The sequence below is a fragment of the Kribbella sp. NPDC051718 genome, assembly GCF_040681515.1.
Classification (GTDB): domain Bacteria; phylum Actinomycetota; class Actinomycetes; order Propionibacteriales; family Kribbellaceae; genus Kribbella.
In genome coordinates, this window is record NZ_JBFAYZ010000012.1 from 106,743 (window position 1) to 122,975 (window position 16,233).

The following is a 16,233-nucleotide window of genomic DNA, read 5'->3' on the forward strand; positions in this document are numbered from 1 at the left end:
GTCGCCAACAGGGGGACGACCGGACGCAGCGAACCGGTGGCGGATCGCCTATCACGGGGTAGGCGATCCGTCGCCGCTGTCCTGAATTCTGTCGGTGTCGATGGCTACGCTGCTCCTATGTGTGGTCGCTATGCATCGAGCCGTGATCCTGCCGATCTGGTCGTCGAGTTCGAGATCGACGCCGGCAATGTGAAGGAGTCCGTGCAAGAGCTGCCGGACAACTACAACGTCGCGCCCACCGACGAGGTGATCGCGGTCGTCGAGCGCAAGAACCGGGAGAACCCGGACGAGACGATCCGCAAGCTCACCACGGTGAAGTGGGGGCTGGTGCCGTCGTGGGCCAAGGACACCTCCATTGGCAGCCGGCTGATCAACGCCCGGATGGAGACCGTCGCGGAGAAGCCCGCGTTCAAGAAGGCCTTCGCGGTACGCCGCTGCATCCTGCCCGCCGACGGGTACTACGAGTGGTACACGGCCGAGGAGAAGGTCAACGGCAAGCCGGTCAAGCAGCCGTACTTCATCCGCCCCGCCGACGGCGGAGTGCTCGCGATGGCCGGCCTGTACGAGATCTGGCGCAACAAGGCGGTCGCCGACGCCGACCGAGACGACGCCTGGCTCTGGACCTGCACCGTCCTCACCACCACAGCTACGGATGACCTCGGCCGAATCCACGACCGCATGCCACTGCTGGTAGAGCCCGACCGCTACAACGCCTGGCTCAACCCCCTCTCCTCAGACCCCGACGAGCTCCTGGACCTCCTGGTCCCCGCCGCTCCTGGCGTCCTCGAGGCCTACGCCGTCTCCAAAGCAGTCAGCTCCGTCAAAAACAACGGCCCGCACCTCATCGACCCTCTACCCCCGGACGGCGTCGACCCCATCGACAAGCCGGACGCACCCGAGGAGATCACCCTCTTTTGATATTCCCGGAGCACCTCTACGCCCGTGCTGCGGAGGCCATCGCAGGCTTCGCCGAGCCCGACATCTACGCGGTCGCGCTGTGGTGCTCGTACGACGAGGACGACACCCGCCGCCCGACGCTGGTGGTCGACTACAACACCGAGACCCAGGTCGAGCAGGTGCTGTCGACCGACGAGGACGCCCCGGAGGCGGACGAGGCCCGGTGGAACTACGCCTACTGGCTGCAGAGCATGCCGATGGAGATCGGCGGTCCGCAAGACCCGACCGGGCTGCGTCTGGGGCAGGAGTGGATCAAGGCGGCCGGGCTCTGGTACTCCGATGAGCAGGAGGAGGCGGACTTCGAGGCGACGCTCGAGCTGGGGAGCTCGATCGCCAGGCGCTTCGAGGCCGAGTGCATCCGGGCCGGGCGGCGATTGCATGAGGACGGGGTGATCGAGAAGGTCTTCGGCCGCCCGATCCCGGTGATCGTGCACGAGTTGGAGCACCAGCCCCACCACGCCGACTGGGCGATCGCCGGCAATCCCCCGGGGCTGGTTGCGGGGTATGTCGCCTGGATCGCGTCGCTTGACAGCTGACCCGTCGTACCGGGCGGCGACCCGGCGTGTGAGCTGGCGCAGGGGACGGCTGGGGAATGACAGGATGGGGCCGTGACCGATGAACGGATTGTGAGTACGCCGCATGGTGAGGCTCGGATTGTGGCGCATCGGGCTCGGCGGCCGGTGGCTACGCTGGCGCTCGGTCATGGGGCTGGGGGCGGGATCGAAGCGGGGGATCTGGCTGCGTTGGCGGCTCGGTTGCCCAAGCAGGACATGAATGTGTTTTTGATCGAGCAGCCGTGGCGGCGGGCCGGGAAGAAGTTGGCGCCGGCGCCGAAGGTGCTCGACGAGGCCTGGATCGCGATCATCGGGCAGTTGAGGATCAGGACGCCGTTGGTGCTGGGCGGGCGGAGCGCGGGGGCGCGGGTGGCTTGCCGGACGGCGGCGGGGTTGGGGGCTTCCGGCGTACTGGCGTTGTCGTTTCCGTTGCATCCGCCGGGGAAGCCGGACCGGTCGCGGGTGGACGAGCTGCAGGGGTCGCGGCTGCCGACGTTCGTCGTCCAGGGGGAGCGGGATCCGTTCGGTACGCCGGAAGAGTTCCCGCCGCTGACCGAGATGGCCGTGGTGCCGGACGGGGATCACTCGTTCAAGGTGCCGAAGCGGGCCGAGCTGACCCAGGACGAGAGTTTCGAGCTGCTGGTCGAAGCTGTGTTCGAATGGGTGACCCGGGAGATCTCCGGCTGAGGGCGGGAATGAGCCGGTGGCCGGCCTTGTTGTGACCAGCATGACGGCGATGAGTCTGGCTCCTGCGCAGAAGACTGCGAAGACACCGGTATTCTCGATAACGATGCCGACTCCCACGACCACCGAGACACCCGAGCAGCGGACCGAGCGCTTCGAGCGCGAGGCGCTGCCTTTCCTCGACCAGATGTACGCCGCGGCGATGCGGATGACGCGTAACCCGTCCGACGCCGAAGACCTGGTTCAGGACACCTTCGCGAAGGCGTACAGCTCGTTCCACCAGTTCACGCCCGGTACCAACCTGAAGGCGTGGCTGTACCGGATCCTGACGAACACGTTCATCAACGGATACCGCAAGCGCCAGCGTCAGCCCACGCAGTCGCCGACCGAGGAGATCGAGGACTGGCAGCTCACCGCCGCCGAGTCGCACACTCCCGGCGGCCTGAAGTCGGCCGAGGCGGTGGCGCTGGAGCACCTGCCCGACTCCGATGTGAAGTCGGCGCTGCAGTCGATCCCCGAAGATTTCCGGCTGGCCGTCTATCTGGCCGATGTCGAGGGGTTTGCCTACAAGGAGATCGCCGACATCATGGGGACGCCGGTGGGCACCGTGATGTCGCGGTTGCACCGTGGCCGGCGCCAGCTGCGTGAGTTGCTGGCCGACTATGCCCGCGAGCGGGGCCTGATCCCCGCGTCAGACGATGCGCCGGCGGACGGTTCCGCGGCGGCGGCCGAGGAGAAGAAGTCATGAGCTGCGGCGAGGACCACGACGTGGACTGCAGCGAGATCCTGGAACGGGTCTACGTGTTCATCGACAATGAACTCGAAGGCGCGAGCACCGAGGAGATCCAGCAACACCTGGACGAGTGCGGCCCCTGCCTCGACCAGTACGACATCGAGCGCTGCGTCAAGAAGCTCGTCCACCGCTCCTGCGGCGACGACCACGCCCCCGACGCCCTGCGCCAGAAGATCCTGCTCCGGCTCACCCAGATCCGGATCGAGACAACCACCACCACCCTCACGGACTAACCCCTCAAGGCCCGGCCGGACACCTGTCCACCGGGCCTCCGGACAGCCGTGCTCGTCCGTTCGACCGGGCGTCCAGCCCGGCTGCGTTTGCCGGGCCGTCGGCGGCTTGTGCCTCAGGTCTTTGGCGGGTGCTCGGTGAGCAGTTCCTGGGCGATGGCTGCGTCGTTGGGGAAGTCCTGCAGGGTTGTGGCGGCTCGGCGCCAGGCGGTGGTGGCTGCGGCCAACTCGCCGGTGGCGGCCCGGATCCGGCCCAGCTCGATCAGCAATAGCCCTTCGCGTTGCTGGTTGCCGAAGGCACGGGCCAGTTTCAGGCCTGCTTCCGCCTCCGTTGCGGCAGCCACCGGGTCGCCGAGGGCCAGGTAGCTGGTCGCGAGGTGCTGCAGGCATTCGGCTTGGGCGTTGCCGTCCTCCAGTTGGGCGAAGATGTCGAAGCTCTTGCGCTCCATCTCCATCGCCGCCAGATGATGACCGGCCTCCATGTACGCCTGCCCCGCGATCTGGAGCCGCTTGGCCAGTGACCGCGGATTGCCCGACTTCTCCGCCAGCACCAGGCTGAGGTCGAACGACTCGCGGGCCAGCTCGTACTCTCCACGCCGGCTGTGCAACCGGCCGAGCGCGAGGTGGCTGATCCCGACGACGGTCTGATCGCCGATCCGCAGACTCAGGGCGAGAGCCTCCTCGGCCCACTCCAGCGCCTCGTCCAGCCGGTTCATCAATTCGAGGACGTAGCTGAGCGAAGTACAGGAGCGTGCCTGGCCGGGCAGATCGTCGATCGCCTGGAACATCGGCAGGGCTGCGCGCAGGTGCTCCAGCGCCGGCTCGAGGTCGCCGCCCTCCGCATCGGGGATCGCGAGGTCGTGCTCGAGCCAGGCGGCCAGCCGGTCGTACCCGAGGTCGCCCGCGATGTCGCGGGCGATCCGGTCGATCGTGCGCATCTCGATCCATCGGGACCGGACTTCGGCGTACCCGAAGAAGGCGATCGCGAGCTCAGGTACCAATCCCCGCAGGCCCTCCGACGCACTCGCCTGCTGGACGAGCGCGAGGATGTTGGCGCGCTCGCGATCGAGGAAGGTCACGGCAGTCGGTAAGTCGGGCAGCGCCGTGCCCGGCCGTGCGGGCGGACTCGCCAGCGCAAGCCGGCGGCTCTCGGGATGGGTGAGCTGCTGACTGCGCCACGCCACGGCGGTGTAGTGCTGCAGCACCCGGGCCAGCGCATCGGTGCGAGCGCCTTCGGACAGCGTCTGCGCGGCGCGCTCGCGGGCATAGGTGCGGATCAGGTCGTGCATCCGGTACCGGCCGGGCACCCCCGACGAGAGCAGGTTGAGGTCGACCAGCCGCTCGAGGATCTGCTCGGCCTCGTTCTCGGAGACGTCGAGCAGGTGCGCTGCGGTGAGTGCGCTCAGGTCGGTGCCGTCCGGCAGACCGAGCAGGCCCAACGCCGACGCTGCTTTGCGATCGAGGCTCTGATTGCTGTGGGCAAGGAACTCGGCGGTGCCGGCGATGTTGGCCCGGACCCCCGACTCGCCGGTGCCGAACTCGTCCAGCCGGCGGTGCTCGTCTTTCAGCTGCCGCACCATGTGCTCGATCGGCCAGCTCGGTCGCGCGGCGAGCCGGGCGCCGATCAGCCGGACCGCCAACGGGAGCCGCCCGGTCAGCTGGGCGATCGAGCGGGCCGCCGCGTCCTCCGCGGTGACACGTTGGCGGCCGGCGATCGTGGCCAGCAGCTCGACCGAGTCCTCCTCGGACAGCGGCGCCAGCGCGATATGCCGGAATCCCGGCAAGGTGGTCAACGCCCGTCTGCTCGTCGCGAGGACGGCCGAACCGGGCACCCCTGGCAGCAAGGGCAGCACCTGGCTCGCGCTGTTGGCGTTGTCGAGCAGGATGAGCACCCGTTGGCCGGCCAGGCGAGACCGGTACAGACCGGCCAGCTCGTTGATGCCGGACGGCAGGCTCCGGTCGTCATCGATGCCGAGCGAACGGAGCAGCTGGCTCAACGCGTCGACCGGGCTGAGCGCGTTACCGGGTCCGTATCCCCGCAGATCGAGATAGAGCTGGCCGTCGGGGAAGCTGTCCCCGACGAGGTGAGCGACATGCACCGCCAGCGCGGTCTTGCCGACACCACCCATTCCGGTGACGGCGGCCAACTGAACCTTCTCCGGCCTTGCCGACCGGAACACCTTCACCAGCTCCGCGACCTCGCCGGCCCGGCCAGCAAAATCCGACAAGGTCGGCGGCAACTGCCGCGGCAACACCCGAACCACTTCAGGCGGCGTAGGTGGCGCGGCCGGCGCCGCACCCGCCACACCCGCCGCACGTGGCGCCTTGGCCACATTCAGCAGCCGCTCGACCTCGTCGGCCCCGAGCTCGAGCGCAACACCCAACGCCTCGATCGTGTCGATCCTCGGCCGCCGCCGCGTCCCCCGCTCCAGCAAGCTGATCGCCTGCTCGCTCAAGCCGGCCTTCTCCGCCAACCCGGCCTGCGTCAGCCCAGCCGCAACCCTGTACTCCCGCAGCAGCCCCGCCAACGTATCCACAGTCAGCCTTCTGAGCCGTTCCCCGAAACTGCTTCCTGCTTGCGGCGAAGGTCATCGGCCTCGGCCAGGACGCCTTCCGCCTCGAAGATCTCGATCGCCCGCGACCGGGTCTGCCGGGCAGCGGCATGCTTGGCGGTCGCGTCCTGGATGGCGGCCAGGCTGGCGAGCAAGAGGCCTCGCCGCTGGCTGTCGCTGTTGTTGTAGAGCTCGTTCAGCCGCAATCCTTCCCGGACGTTCCGCTCGGCCTCGGGATAGTTGCCCCGGGCGAACTCCAGTTGACCGAGGTAGTGCCGGGACTCGGCCAGTCCGGGCGGATCGTCGATCCGGGTGTAGATCCCGAGGGCGGCGTCGAGGTGCTCGACAGCGGTCTCGTACAAGCCCGCGGCCAGGTAGCTGCCCGCCGCGAGCCGGTGCCGGCGAGCCAGCGAACGGTCGTTGTCGGCCAGCTCGATACTGGCGCGGAAGGCGGCGCGCGCTTCCTCCCGGCGCCCGACCCGGTTGTACAACACTCCGAGCGCAAGGTGGCTGGTGCCGAGCGCGTTGCGTTCGCCTGCTTCCTGAGCCAGCGTCAGGCCGCGCTCACCCCACTCGATCGCTTCCTCCACCCGATCGAGGCGCTCGCAGACATGACTCAACGACGAGCAGCAGCGCGCCACCCCGCCGAGGTGCTGTGCTGTCTCGAAATGCTCCAGTGCGCGCAGCAAGCGAGCACGGCTCTCTTCCAGATGGCCCAGCTCGCTGTCCGGGATGGCGCGGTCGTGCTCCAGCCAGCCCCACGCCACCAGGTTGTCCGTCGGCGAGCCGGAGGCCAGGACGAGATCGAGCAGGGTCCGCATCCGCAACCAGTACGCGCGGAGCTCCAGATAGCCGAACAGGCCGAGCGCGAGGGACGGACCGTACCGGCGGGCCAGCCCCGGCACCGCGGAAGCCAGCTTGTACAACGTGAGGATCGAGTCGTACTCCGCGTCGAACCAGGCCGGTGCATCGGTCAGGCTCGTGAAGGTCGGTACGCCGGTGAGGTCGAGCTTCCCGATTGGTTGCCGTGGGCTCCAGGGATGGGTGAGCCGCTGAGCCTGCCAGGCCGCCGCCGTGTAGAACCTCAGACCCCGCTCGATGGCGGCCGTCCGCTCGGACTCACGGTCGCGGGCCGAGAGACGCTCGCGGGCATAGGCCCGCAACAGGTCGTGCATCTGGTAGCGCAGGGGACCGAGCGAATCGAGCAGATGCAGGTCGACGAGGCGCTCGAGCCGCTCCTCGGTCGCCCGCAGATCCAGATCCAGCAGCCGGGCGACCAGCGGGACCGAGATCTCCGGACCGTCCGCGAGGCTCAGCAGGTCGAACGCGGTGGCGGCATCGCGATCAGCGGCCAGGGGACTGGCGATGAGCTCGTTCAGCGAAGAGGCGAAGGTGGCCCGGACACCGGAGTGGTCCAGCCCGAGCTCGTCCAGGCTTCTCCGCTCGTCCTGCAGCTGGTCGACGAAATGCTGGAGCAACCACTGCGGACGCATGGTCAGCCGCGCGCCGATCAGCCGCAACGCGAGCGGCAGGCCGCCGGTCAGCTCGGACACCTCCAGGGCAGCGTCCAACTCAGAATTCACCCGCTCTTCACCTGCCACACTCGCCAGCAGCCGTAGCGACTCCGACGAGGTGAATGTCGGCAGCCGGACAATCAGACTTCCCGGCAACGTGGCCAGGAACCTTCTGCTGGTGATCAGGGCTGCCGAACCGTTGCCGCCGGGCAGCAACGGAACGATCTGGTCGACCGAGCTGGCATCGTCGAGCAGGATCAGCATCCGTCGCCCCGCGATCCGGGACCGGTAGAGCCTGGCCATCTCATCGAGCTCGTCCGGGACCGCCTCCTGCCGTACGCCGAGGGAGCGGAGGAGCTGTCCGAGTGCCTCGACCGTGGTCAGCGCGACGCCCGGATCGTGGCCGCGAAGTCCGACGTACAGCTGGCCGTCGGGGAACTGGTCTGCGCACAGATGCCCTGCGTGCACAGCCAAAGCGGTCTTCCCGACGCCGCCCATGCCGGTGATGACCAGGCACACGGTCGAGCTGCCCGCGCCGGCCAGGGCGTCGAGCACCTTGCTCAGCTGGCCTTCCCGGGCGGTGAAGTCGGCCACGGTCTGGGGCAGCTCCCAGGGAACATGCGCGGCAGGTGAGGAAGGCAAGGCCGGAGTGCTCGTCGCCCGGACCGCGTCCAGCAGCTCCTGCTCGGCTTCGGTCGTGAGCTTCAGCGCAGTACTGAGCGCGTGGATCGTCTCGGCCCGCGGCCGGCGTCTGGTGCCGCGCTCGAGCAGGCTGACGGCCTGCTCGCTGAGGCCGGCCAGCTCGGCCAGCATCGCCTGGGTGTGACCCGCGGCGAGCCGATGACGGCGCAGGAGCTCGCTGAACTCGACCGCCATCGCCACCACCTCCCCGTCGACCGAATCCACGATGCATCCGCTCGCCAACTGTAGGGAAGATCGCCGACAGTGTGCTTGCGGTTATCCACAGTCGAGGTCGCGGGGCCATCGGATTCCGGGTCAATGGCGCCGTACATAACAATCAGTACAGGTTTGGTGACAAAAGCATTCCGGTGAATAGCGGGGCGTGTTTGAGAGGGAACACTGAGTACAGGGAACCAGTGCGGTCAATGGTCTTGTTGTGACATGTGACCAAACTGCAAAGACCCCGGTTTTCACCGGGGTCCTCGCTGTCCGTAGTCGCCTGACTCAGGCGTTGGGGCGCTTGCCGTGGTTCGCGCCCTTCTTCTTACGTGCGCGACGCTTGCGGCCGGTCTTGCCCATTTGAAAGCCTCCTTGTAACAACTGCAAAGAGTCACAGTCTCTCATACCACGAGGGTGTGTTCACCACAGTGCGACGGGTCACGGTCTGGCTTACAGTGTTTCGGCACACGTCAGGCGATGCAAAATTTAGGTACTAGTCAGCGAAGCGCTGTCTGCCCCCTGCACCCGCACATCCCCTGTGGGTTCGAGACTACGCCGCTGATCGGAGGTGACCTAAGATGCTTGATGGCAACTGGGACTGGTGACCAACCGCGAAGGCACTCTATGACGCCAGCCATACACCGAGCGGGACTGCGCATCCTCGTCTCGGCTGTCGCCATTGCGGCGATCGCGGTTTTCGTCATGTCGGCGCTTACGCTGTCCAGCTACCTGACGGTGGTCGGACTGTGCCTTCTAGTACTCATCGGTAGTGCTCTCCGCTCGCCCCACGGTCCTACCCAGGGAGCCTCCCTGGCGTCGATCGTGCTCATCTCGGTCTACGTGATCGTGGGACCTGCTGCCGCTATCGTGGTGGCCGGGATCGGCTCGCTGATCCAGGCCAGGCGGGTCCCGTTGATCAAGCGGGTTTTCAGCAGTGCTCAGCGCATTCTGTCCGCCGCCGGCGGCGCGTTGGCCTTCATGGCCGTCGACGGTCCGGTCGGGCGGGTTGCCCTGGAGCATGTACCACGAGCCATCCTGGCCGTGACTTTGACCGGCCTGGCTCATCAGGTCGTCAACGCAGTACTGATGTCGTGTGTGCTGTCGCTGGAACGGGGGCCGGCGGTGGTCCGGGCGTTCTTCAGCGAAGTGGTCGTGCCGACCGCCCTGCCGATGCTGGGCTACGGCTTTCTCGGCCTGATCCTGGCCTTCATGTGGATCGGCGGCCTTGGCATGATCGCCGGTCTGCTGACTCTCGTCCCGCTGATCGTCGCGCGCTGGGCACTGTCCCAGGACGCCGTCGAGCGGGCCGCCCAGGCGGCGACGATGCGCGCGTTCATCCAGCTGATCGAAACCAAGGACCTGTACACCCGCGGCCACTCCGAGCGGGTCAGTGAAGGGGCCGGCATGCTCGGCCGCCATCTGCGGCTGTCCGAGGACCGCCAGCAGGCACTCGAGCACGCGGGGCTGCTGCACGACGTCGGCAAGGTCGGCGTCCCCACCAGCATCATCCGCAAGCCGGGCCGGCTCGACGACGCCGAGATGGACGCGATCCGGCTGCATCCCGCGCGGGGCGTCGAACTGATCGGCAACATCCCGTTCCTCGAGGAGGTGAAGTCCGCCGTCCTGCACCACCACGAGAAGTTCGACGGTTCGGGCTACCCGGCCGGACTGAGCGGCACCAACATCCCGTACTTCGCGAGGATCATCGGCATCGTGGACGCCTTCGACTGCCTGACCTCGACCCGTTCCTACCGGCCGGCCCGCAGCATCGAGGAAACGATCGCCATTCTGGTCCAGGACCGCCACACCCACTTCGACCCCACGCTGGTCGACGCCTTCGTCGAGGTGATCGGGCAGCAGGGCTGGACGCCCGCTGCGGCGGACCAGCCGGCGCCGAACGGGACGATCGACGCGGCGATCGACCACGACGACCTCAGCCTCGGCAGCGGCGGCGGGGCCACCGGATCGGCGGCTGGGCCGGCATGACGATGGCGGGGGAGACCGAAGGGCTGGACCTCAGAAACTTCGGCAGTGGCGTGGTGATCGTGCTCGCCGGCGCGGTGCTCGGCGTCGCCGCGGTCGTCCTGACCGCCCAGCGGGGAATGACCGAGTGGCCGGTCGCGCTGACCTTCGGTGGCCTGATCGCCGTCGGGGAGATGGTGCAGTTCCGGGTGGACCGGACCCGCAACCGTGCACCGATCGCCACCAGCGCGGCACTCGGCTACTGCCTGCTGCGTGGTCCCGAGGTCGGGATACCACCGGATGTCGCGCAGATCATCGCGGTCACGGCCGTGGCGACGGCCGCCGGCGTGCTGCCCCGAGTGGTCGCCGGACTGGCGTGGGACGCGGTGGTCTCGAGCCGGCGGCTGTTGTCGGTCGGTGCCGCCGCGGCGGTGTTCGCGGCCATCGCGCCGACCGACCTGTCCTGGAACGGCTCCTGGCGGCACGCGCTGCCGCTGTGCGGGGCGATGATCCTGGCCGTGCTGTCCGCCGCGGTCCTCGACGCCATCGTCGGAGCGGGCCAGTCCACCGAGCGACACAACAAACCCTTCCCGGCGGCCCTGCGCGACGAGTTCGGCGTGATGGGACGGATCGGGATGGCGATGGCCATCAGCGGCATCCTGCTGGCCTCGGGCACCTCGCTGGCCGGGCTGTGGGCGCCACCCCTCGTTCTCGTTCCACTGCTGCTCACCCAGTTCGCCTTCCGTCGCTATTCGTCTGCTCAGCGGACGTACCGGACGACGGTTCGGTCGATGGCTCGGAGTACGGAGATCGCTGGGTTCAGTAGTCCTGGGCAGAATGCCCGGACGGCGAGTCTGGCGGTGGCGATCGGGAACGATCTGGGGCTGACGCCGGCCCGGATGGAGGCGTTGGAGTATGCGGCGCTGCTGTCCGGGGTCGGGCAGTTGGCGTTGGCGGATCCCAGTCCTGGTGGGGCCTCGTTGCTGCGGAGCCGGGAGGAGCGGCAGCAGGCTGCTGAGATCGGGGCTTCGATCATCGAGCGGTCGGGAGTGCTGGATCACGTCGCGGAGATCGTGCGGCATTCCAACGACCCGTATCGGCAGGGGCGGGCCAGCAACCCGGACATTCCGGTGGAGAGCGGCATCGTCAATGTGGCTCTCGCCTACGAGCAGTTGGTGGGGGAGGGCAGCGGCCAGACGCCGGGCAAGGCGATGGAGAACATCGGGCTGGGCATCGGCGCGGAGTACGACCCGGTGGTGGTCGAGTCACTCCGCCGGGTGGTCGGCCGAGGGTTTCGCTTCTAGGTCTGACCAGCTGGGCGGCCGGTCGACGGGGATTTGGCCGGTGCCGCCCATTCCGGCGTACAGGAGTAGGCCCGCGCCTGCGGCGATGAGGACGTCTCCTGGGCTTACTGCTTGGCCTAGGCCGGGTAGGGCTACCGGTACTACGTCGCCTAGCCAGTGCAGGCGGGTAGAGGCGTCTGCTAGCTCGTGGCGGGGGTCTTCGGTGAAGGTCTTGATGCCGGCGCGGGCGAGGGTAGTGGGGGAGACGGGCATTGCGCCGTTGAGGGCTACTACTAGGGCGTTGCAGGTGAAGCCGGTGGCCAGTAGGGCTACACCGGGTCGCCGGAGGTTCAGGCGGAGGAAGACGGCTATGCAGACAGCCGAGCCGACCAGGCCTACTGGGTAGGCGACACCGCCCGTCAGAGAGCCCAGTACCTGGCCTGTGGCCGCTGCGGCGAGCCAGTGCAGGCCGGAGAGCGTGTTGTCGGCCAGGTCCGTCAGATGCCCGCCGGTCAGCAGTGCCGCCGCCACGGCCAGCAGCATGACGAGCAGAACCAGCAACATCCTGGTGATTCTGCCCGCCATGTGCTGTCAAACCAGCGCAATCGACTCCTTAGCGTGTCGGATCGACCACGCTCGGTACTACGCCTTGGCGGGCGCCGCGCCACCCTCGTCGAGCAGATCCGGCAGGTCCTTCACCCCAGGATCGCCCGCATCGGCCAGGTAGTCGGTCGGGTGCGTGGAGTCCGCGCCCGCGGCCACCTTGAGCGCCCGCAGGATCAGCGTCAGGACGACCGTCACGACCAGGTTGATCGAGACGGCGGTGAGCCCGATGTAGACCTGCTTCTCGGTGAACGGGAAGTTCGCCAGCGAACCGCCGAAGTGCTTCTTCGTCGCCGGGTTGATCACGTTGTACGCCGAGATGGTGCCGAACACCATCGCCACCGCCCAGCCGGCCAGCAGCGCCCAGCGGTGGAACCACCGGGTGAAAAGGCCGACCACGATCGCCGGGAAGGTCTGCAGGATCCAGATCCCGCCGAGCAGCTGCAGGTTGAGCGAGATGGTCTTGTCCATCCCGAGCACGAAGATCAGCGCGCCGAACTTCACCAGCAGCGAGGCCAGCTTGGAGACCTTGGCCTCCTGCGCCGGGGTCGCGTCCTTCTTCAGGAAGTCGCGGTAGATGTTGCGGGTGAACAGGTTGGCGGCCGCGATCGACATGATCGCCGCCGGCACCAGCGCACCCACCGCGATGGCCGCGAAGGCGATACCGGCGAACCAGGCCGGGAATTCCTGGTCGAACAGCCGCGGAATCGCCAGTTGCGGGTTCGCCAGGCCGTCCAGGCCCTTGATGTTGACCTTTGCGGTGATCGCCATGAATCCGAGCAGGGCGAGCAATCCGAGAAGGAGTGAATAGGCCGGCAGGATGGCCGCGTTCCGGCGGACGACATTTCGGTTCTTGGTGGACAGTACGGCCGTCACGGAATGCGGGTACATGAACAGCGCCATCGCCGAGCCGAGGGCCAGCGTCCAATACGCCGAGTACCCGGCTTCACCAGGAATGAAGGCGCCGGTCGGTTTTCCGGTGGCCGGGTTCGGGGTCGCCATCTTCGCCTTGGCGGCGTCGAAGATGGTGTCCCAGCCGCCGAGCGCGTGCGGCAGGTAGATGATCGCGACGGCGATCACCAGGTAGATCAGGCCGTCCTTGACGAACGCGATCATGGCCGGCGCGCGCAGGCCGGACGAGTAGGTGTACGCCGCCAGGACGGCGAACGCGATCAGCAGCGGCAGGTCCTTGGCCAGCGTGTTGCTGCCGCCCAGGCCCATCGTCTCGAAGACCGCCTGCATGCCGACGAGCTGCAGTGCGATGTACGGCATCGTCGCCAGGATGCCGGTGACCGCCACAGCCAGCGACAGGCCGCGGCTCCCGTACCGGCCGCCGACGAAGTCTGCCGGGGTCACGTACCCGTTCCGGTGCGCGACCGACCAGAGCCGGGACATGAAGATGAAGATGATCGGGTAAACCACGATTGTGTACGGCACCGCGAAGAAGCCGCTGATCGCACCCGTCGCGTACATCGCGGCAGGTACGGCGACGAACGTGTACGCCGTGTAGAGGTCGCCGCCGAGCAGGAACCAGGTGATGAACGTGCCGAAGCCACGCCCACCCAGACCCCACTCGTCCAGGCTGTCGAGCTCACCCGACCGGCGCCAGCGCGCGGCCATGAAGCCCATCACGGTGACGGCGACGAAGATGACGACGACGATGGTCAGCTGGACCCAGTTGACTTCGGTGTTCATCGGTCACCCTCCTTCCGGCTGGACCCGGCGTCGAGGCCGGCCTCGCCCCGTCGCTTACGCTCCTCGCGCATCACCAGCTGGTACGAGATGCTCACCGTGATCGCGGAGATGAAGACCCAGAGCAGCTGGTACCAGTAGAAGAACGGAAACCCCCACAATCGGGGTTCGTCCTTGGCGTAAGTGGAGACTAGAAGCGGTACGACCACCGAGACCGCCAGCAGTACGCCGGCGATCCAGTACGCGGGTCTGACCGCGGCAAGTTTGGACACGACAACCTCCTCGGGACACAGGGCGCGGTGAACGCTACCGCTCGGCGACATACAGCGACTAGACCTTCAGGGTGGGGCATGGATACTGATGCGGCTTGGAACCTGCGGCGGATCGTGCTCTCCGTGTTGTTCCTGCTGGTCGTTGCTCTGCCGCTTTATCCGGAGCTGTACGGGCTCGACGAGGTCACGCCCTTCACGCAACTGGTCTCCTTCCGGCCTCAGCTCCTGGTTCTCGTCCTGGTACTTGGGTTGGCGATGCTGCTGCGGTGGAACTGGCGGATCGCGGCGGGGTTGGTGATCCTGCTGGCGCTGGTCGGTGGGGCGCTGGTGGCGCCGCGGAAGTTCTCCGATCCGACGCCGCCGCCGGCTGGTACGCGGGCACTGACCGTGATGGTCGCGAATGTGCTGGGCGGGGGAGCGGATGCGGATGAGGTGGCGAAGCTGATCAACGCCCACCGGCCGGACATCGTTTCGTTGCCGGAGGCACAGGTCGACGTACGGCAGTCGATCGAGTCGCATCTTTCGGGGTCGCGGTATTACGGGTATACCCAGCAGGCCAATGCGGAGGTCGAGAGCGCTACCAGCGTGCTGGTCTCCGCGGACCTGGGCAACGTGCATTTCGACTCCGAGAAGCTTGATACGGGGAGCGTCAGTTCGCAGCAGCCGGGCACTACGTCGAGGCCGGGCGCGGGTGATCCGGGGGCGGTGACGATCGGGCCGGTGCAGCAGACGACTACGCAGTTCGGGCACATCATCGTGTCCGGTGGGAATCTTGGGAAGCTTCGGTTGATCGCGTATCACGGGTATCCGCCGCTGCCGAAGGACGTGACGATCTGGAAGCAGGATCTTCAGGTCGTGAAGGACTGGTGTGCGGCCGGGGCTTTGACGGTGGTGGCGGGGGACTTCAACGCGACGGTCGATCATGCGGACTTCCGGTCCGCTCTGGGCCGGGGGTGCAAGAGCGTCGGCCCGAGCGTCGGCGAAGGCTTCCAAGGCACCTGGCCGGCCAACCGGCCGGCGCTCTTCCGCACGCAGATCGACCATGTGGTCATCTCCGATGGGATCATGCCGGGGAAGTTCCAGACGTATGAGATGGCTGGGTCGGATCATCGGGCTGTCATCACCACGATTGCTGTACCGAAGTAGCCCCCACGCCGGCTCCGCTGTCCGCTCCTGCGTCGCGTCCGCGTTCGCCGGCTCCCGCCCGCCCGAAGCGCGGGCTCCTTCGTCGCCTGCTTGGTGAGGGCGATGGGTGGCTGATCGGCCGCTGGCGGGTGGTGTGGTTGGTGGGTGTTGGGGCTGGGCCCGAGGAGGTTGGCAGATGTGGATGGGTGGATCTCATCAAGCTGGTCACCCCGTCGCCAACAACGGCAACCGTGCAACGTCGGGCCCGCCCGTCTTTGCCAACCACCTCAACCCGCCTGTGCCCGGCCGGCCAACCACCCCAACCACGGCAACTCCTCCGCGCCGGGCCGGCCACCCATCGCCTTCGTCAAGCGGGCGACGAAGGAGCCCGCGCACCAGGGTGGGCGGGAGCCGGCGAACGCGGACGCGACGCAGGAGCGGACAGCGGAGCCGGCGTGGGGGAGTTGGCTCGGCTGCGTCGACACCCACTTCAGTCACCAGATCGTCACCCTCAACGAAACCCAGCACCTGCAAGACCTTGAAGAGCCGCCACCGACCTGAGGCCTCAGGTTGCGATCGAGTGTCCCAGGTACTTCCTCAGTCGTCGGAGTGCCCGCGGTCGGCGAGATCTATCCAGTAGCGGTGTATGGATCGGTCGCCGTTGTGGAGGACGTCTGTGAGTACTCCGCCGTGGTGTTCGATGGTTTTGGTGGAGGCGAGGTTGTCGGCCAGGCAGACGAGCATGACGCGGGGGAGGCCCAAGGTGCTTGCGTGGTTGAGGATTTCGCCTAGGGCCCAGGTGGCGAGGCCGTGGCCGCGGGCTGAGGGGCGGATGCCGTAGCCGATGTGGCCGTTCTGTTCGTGGAGGTGGTGGCGGAGCGCGATACCGCCTTGTATCCGGTTGTCTTCGAGGATCCATCGGAGGGTCGCGTTCGGCAGGGCGTGCAGCCTGGCGATCCACGCGGCGAAGCCTGAAGGCGATTCGAGTTCGTCGGACTCACTGATGCCGAAGCCGTCTTCGTGGAGCCCCGGTCCCCACTCCGCATGGGACTCCAGCCACTCGGCATGCAACCGGACAGTCGGTTCGATCAGTTGCAGCGACACCCACTAAA

General features: G+C 67.5%; 15 protein-coding genes. 8 read left to right on the top strand and 7 right to left on the bottom strand.

All coding sequences use genetic code 11. From position 1 onward, the window contains the following. Window positions 1-117: 117 nt before the first annotated feature. The 5 genes from AB0M15_RS35185 (at window position 118) to rsrA (ending at window position 3,221) form a co-directional block, all read left to right on the top strand. On the top strand, window positions 118-918 hold the full coding sequence (locus AB0M15_RS35185; RefSeq protein ID WP_363828596.1) for an SOS response-associated peptidase: 801 nt from the start codon (window positions 118-120) through the stop codon (window positions 916-918). Continuing rightward, window positions 915-1,493 (top strand): hypothetical protein, encoded by a 579-nt coding sequence (locus AB0M15_RS35190; RefSeq protein ID WP_363828599.1) that lies wholly within the window; start codon window positions 915-917, stop codon window positions 1,491-1,493. Before AB0M15_RS35185 ends, AB0M15_RS35190 begins: the two co-directional genes overlap by 4 nt. Window positions 1,494-1,565: 72 nt before the next feature. Further along, window positions 1,566-2,198: an alpha/beta family hydrolase gene (locus tag AB0M15_RS35195; protein ID WP_363828602.1), complete on the top strand. Its 633-nt coding sequence runs from the start codon at window positions 1,566-1,568 to the stop codon at window positions 2,196-2,198. 40 nt (window positions 2,199-2,238) lie between these two features. Further along, a complete protein-coding gene (locus AB0M15_RS35200; protein ID WP_363828605.1) occupies window positions 2,239-2,943 on the top strand; it encodes a sigma-70 family RNA polymerase sigma factor in 705 nt (234 codons plus the stop codon). Next, window positions 2,940-3,221, top strand: coding sequence for a mycothiol system anti-sigma-R factor (gene rsrA / locus AB0M15_RS35205; RefSeq protein WP_363828610.1), 282 nt, complete (start codon window positions 2,940-2,942; stop codon window positions 3,219-3,221). Before AB0M15_RS35200 ends, rsrA begins: the two co-directional genes overlap by 4 nt. 113 nt (window positions 3,222-3,334) lie before the next feature. Here the strand turns inward: rsrA and AB0M15_RS35210 are convergent, their stop codons facing one another. Both AB0M15_RS35210 and AB0M15_RS35215 read right to left on the bottom strand, forming a co-directional pair. Next, complete coding sequence (locus AB0M15_RS35210; protein ID WP_363828613.1) at window positions 3,335-5,755, bottom strand: helix-turn-helix domain-containing protein; 2,421 nt, start codon at window positions 5,753-5,755, stop codon at window positions 3,335-3,337. A 2-nt stretch (window positions 5,756-5,757) separates the two neighbouring features. Beyond that, window positions 5,758-8,190: a tetratricopeptide repeat protein gene (locus AB0M15_RS35215; protein WP_363828618.1), complete on the bottom strand. Its 2,433-nt coding sequence runs from the start codon at window positions 8,188-8,190 to the stop codon at window positions 5,758-5,760. A gap of 696 nt (window positions 8,191-8,886) precedes the next feature. Between AB0M15_RS35215 and AB0M15_RS35220 the strand changes: the two genes are divergently transcribed. Then, on the top strand, window positions 8,887-10,170 hold the full coding sequence (locus AB0M15_RS35220) for an HD-GYP domain-containing protein (RefSeq protein WP_363828623.1): 1,284 nt from the start codon (window positions 8,887-8,889) through the stop codon (window positions 10,168-10,170). After that, the gene (locus AB0M15_RS35225) at window positions 10,167-11,450 is read left to right on the top strand and encodes an HD domain-containing phosphohydrolase (RefSeq protein WP_363828628.1); all 1,284 of its coding nucleotides are present in this window, start codon (window positions 10,167-10,169) and stop codon (window positions 11,448-11,450) included. The genes AB0M15_RS35220 and AB0M15_RS35225 overlap by 4 nt, the downstream gene beginning before the upstream one ends. On the opposite strand, the gene AB0M15_RS35230 is transcribed toward AB0M15_RS35225, so the two are convergent. The 3 genes from AB0M15_RS35230 to AB0M15_RS35240 all read right to left on the bottom strand — a co-directional run bounded on the left by AB0M15_RS35230 (window position 11,412) and on the right by AB0M15_RS35240 (window position 13,996). Next, the gene (locus AB0M15_RS35230) at window positions 11,412-11,993 is read right to left on the bottom strand and encodes a DUF5317 domain-containing protein (protein ID WP_363828635.1); all 582 of its coding nucleotides are present in this window, start codon (window positions 11,991-11,993) and stop codon (window positions 11,412-11,414) included. The genes AB0M15_RS35225 and AB0M15_RS35230 overlap by 39 nt on opposite strands. A 78-nt stretch (window positions 11,994-12,071) precedes the next feature. Continuing rightward, window positions 12,072-13,727 carry a monocarboxylate uptake permease MctP gene (mctP, locus tag AB0M15_RS35235; protein WP_363828639.1) on the bottom strand — a complete coding sequence of 552 codons (1,656 nt, stop codon included), beginning with the start codon at window positions 13,725-13,727 and terminating at the stop codon, window positions 12,072-12,074. Further along, on the bottom strand, window positions 13,724-13,996 hold the full coding sequence (locus tag AB0M15_RS35240; protein ID WP_363828642.1) for a DUF3311 domain-containing protein: 273 nt from the start codon (window positions 13,994-13,996) through the stop codon (window positions 13,724-13,726). Before AB0M15_RS35240 ends, mctP begins: the two co-directional genes overlap by 4 nt. Window positions 13,997-14,074: 78 nt before the next feature. Between AB0M15_RS35240 and AB0M15_RS35245 the strand changes: the two genes are divergently transcribed. Beyond that, window positions 14,075-15,142, top strand: coding sequence for an endonuclease/exonuclease/phosphatase family protein (locus tag AB0M15_RS35245; protein ID WP_363828646.1), 1,068 nt, complete (start codon window positions 14,075-14,077; stop codon window positions 15,140-15,142). Between the two features lie 266 nt (window positions 15,143-15,408). On the opposite strand, the gene AB0M15_RS35250 is transcribed toward AB0M15_RS35245, so the two are convergent. Both AB0M15_RS35250 and AB0M15_RS35255 read right to left on the bottom strand, forming a co-directional pair. Continuing rightward, window positions 15,409-15,606 (bottom strand): hypothetical protein, encoded by a 198-nt coding sequence (locus AB0M15_RS35250; RefSeq protein WP_363828649.1) that lies wholly within the window; start codon window positions 15,604-15,606, stop codon window positions 15,409-15,411. Between the two features lie 112 nt (window positions 15,607-15,718). Then, complete coding sequence (locus AB0M15_RS35255) at window positions 15,719-16,225, bottom strand: GNAT family N-acetyltransferase (protein WP_363828652.1); 507 nt, start codon at window positions 16,223-16,225, stop codon at window positions 15,719-15,721. Window positions 16,226-16,233: the final 8 nt, after the last annotated feature.

Excerpts from the sequence above, each read along its gene's own strand:
- rsrA (WP_363828610.1), top strand. The coding sequence starts at position 2,940 with ATGAGCTGCGGCGAGGACCACGACGTGGACTGCAGCGAGATCCTGGAA.
- mctP (WP_363828639.1), bottom strand. The coding sequence starts at position 13,727 with ATGAACACCGAAGTCAACTGGGTCCAGCTGACCATCGTCGTCGTCATC.
- AB0M15_RS35245 (WP_363828646.1), top strand. The coding sequence starts at position 14,075 with ATGGATACTGATGCGGCTTGGAACCTGCGGCGGATCGTGCTCTCCGTG.
- AB0M15_RS35185 (WP_363828596.1), top strand. The coding sequence starts at position 118 with ATGTGTGGTCGCTATGCATCGAGCCGTGATCCTGCCGATCTGGTCGTC.
- AB0M15_RS35200 (WP_363828605.1), top strand. The coding sequence starts at position 2,239 with ATGACGGCGATGAGTCTGGCTCCTGCGCAGAAGACTGCGAAGACACCG.
- AB0M15_RS35225 (WP_363828628.1), top strand. The coding sequence starts at position 10,167 with ATGACGATGGCGGGGGAGACCGAAGGGCTGGACCTCAGAAACTTCGGC.
- AB0M15_RS35220 (WP_363828623.1), top strand. The coding sequence starts at position 8,887 with ATGTCGGCGCTTACGCTGTCCAGCTACCTGACGGTGGTCGGACTGTGC.
- AB0M15_RS35230 (WP_363828635.1), bottom strand. The coding sequence starts at position 11,993 with ATGTTGCTGGTTCTGCTCGTCATGCTGCTGGCCGTGGCGGCGGCACTG.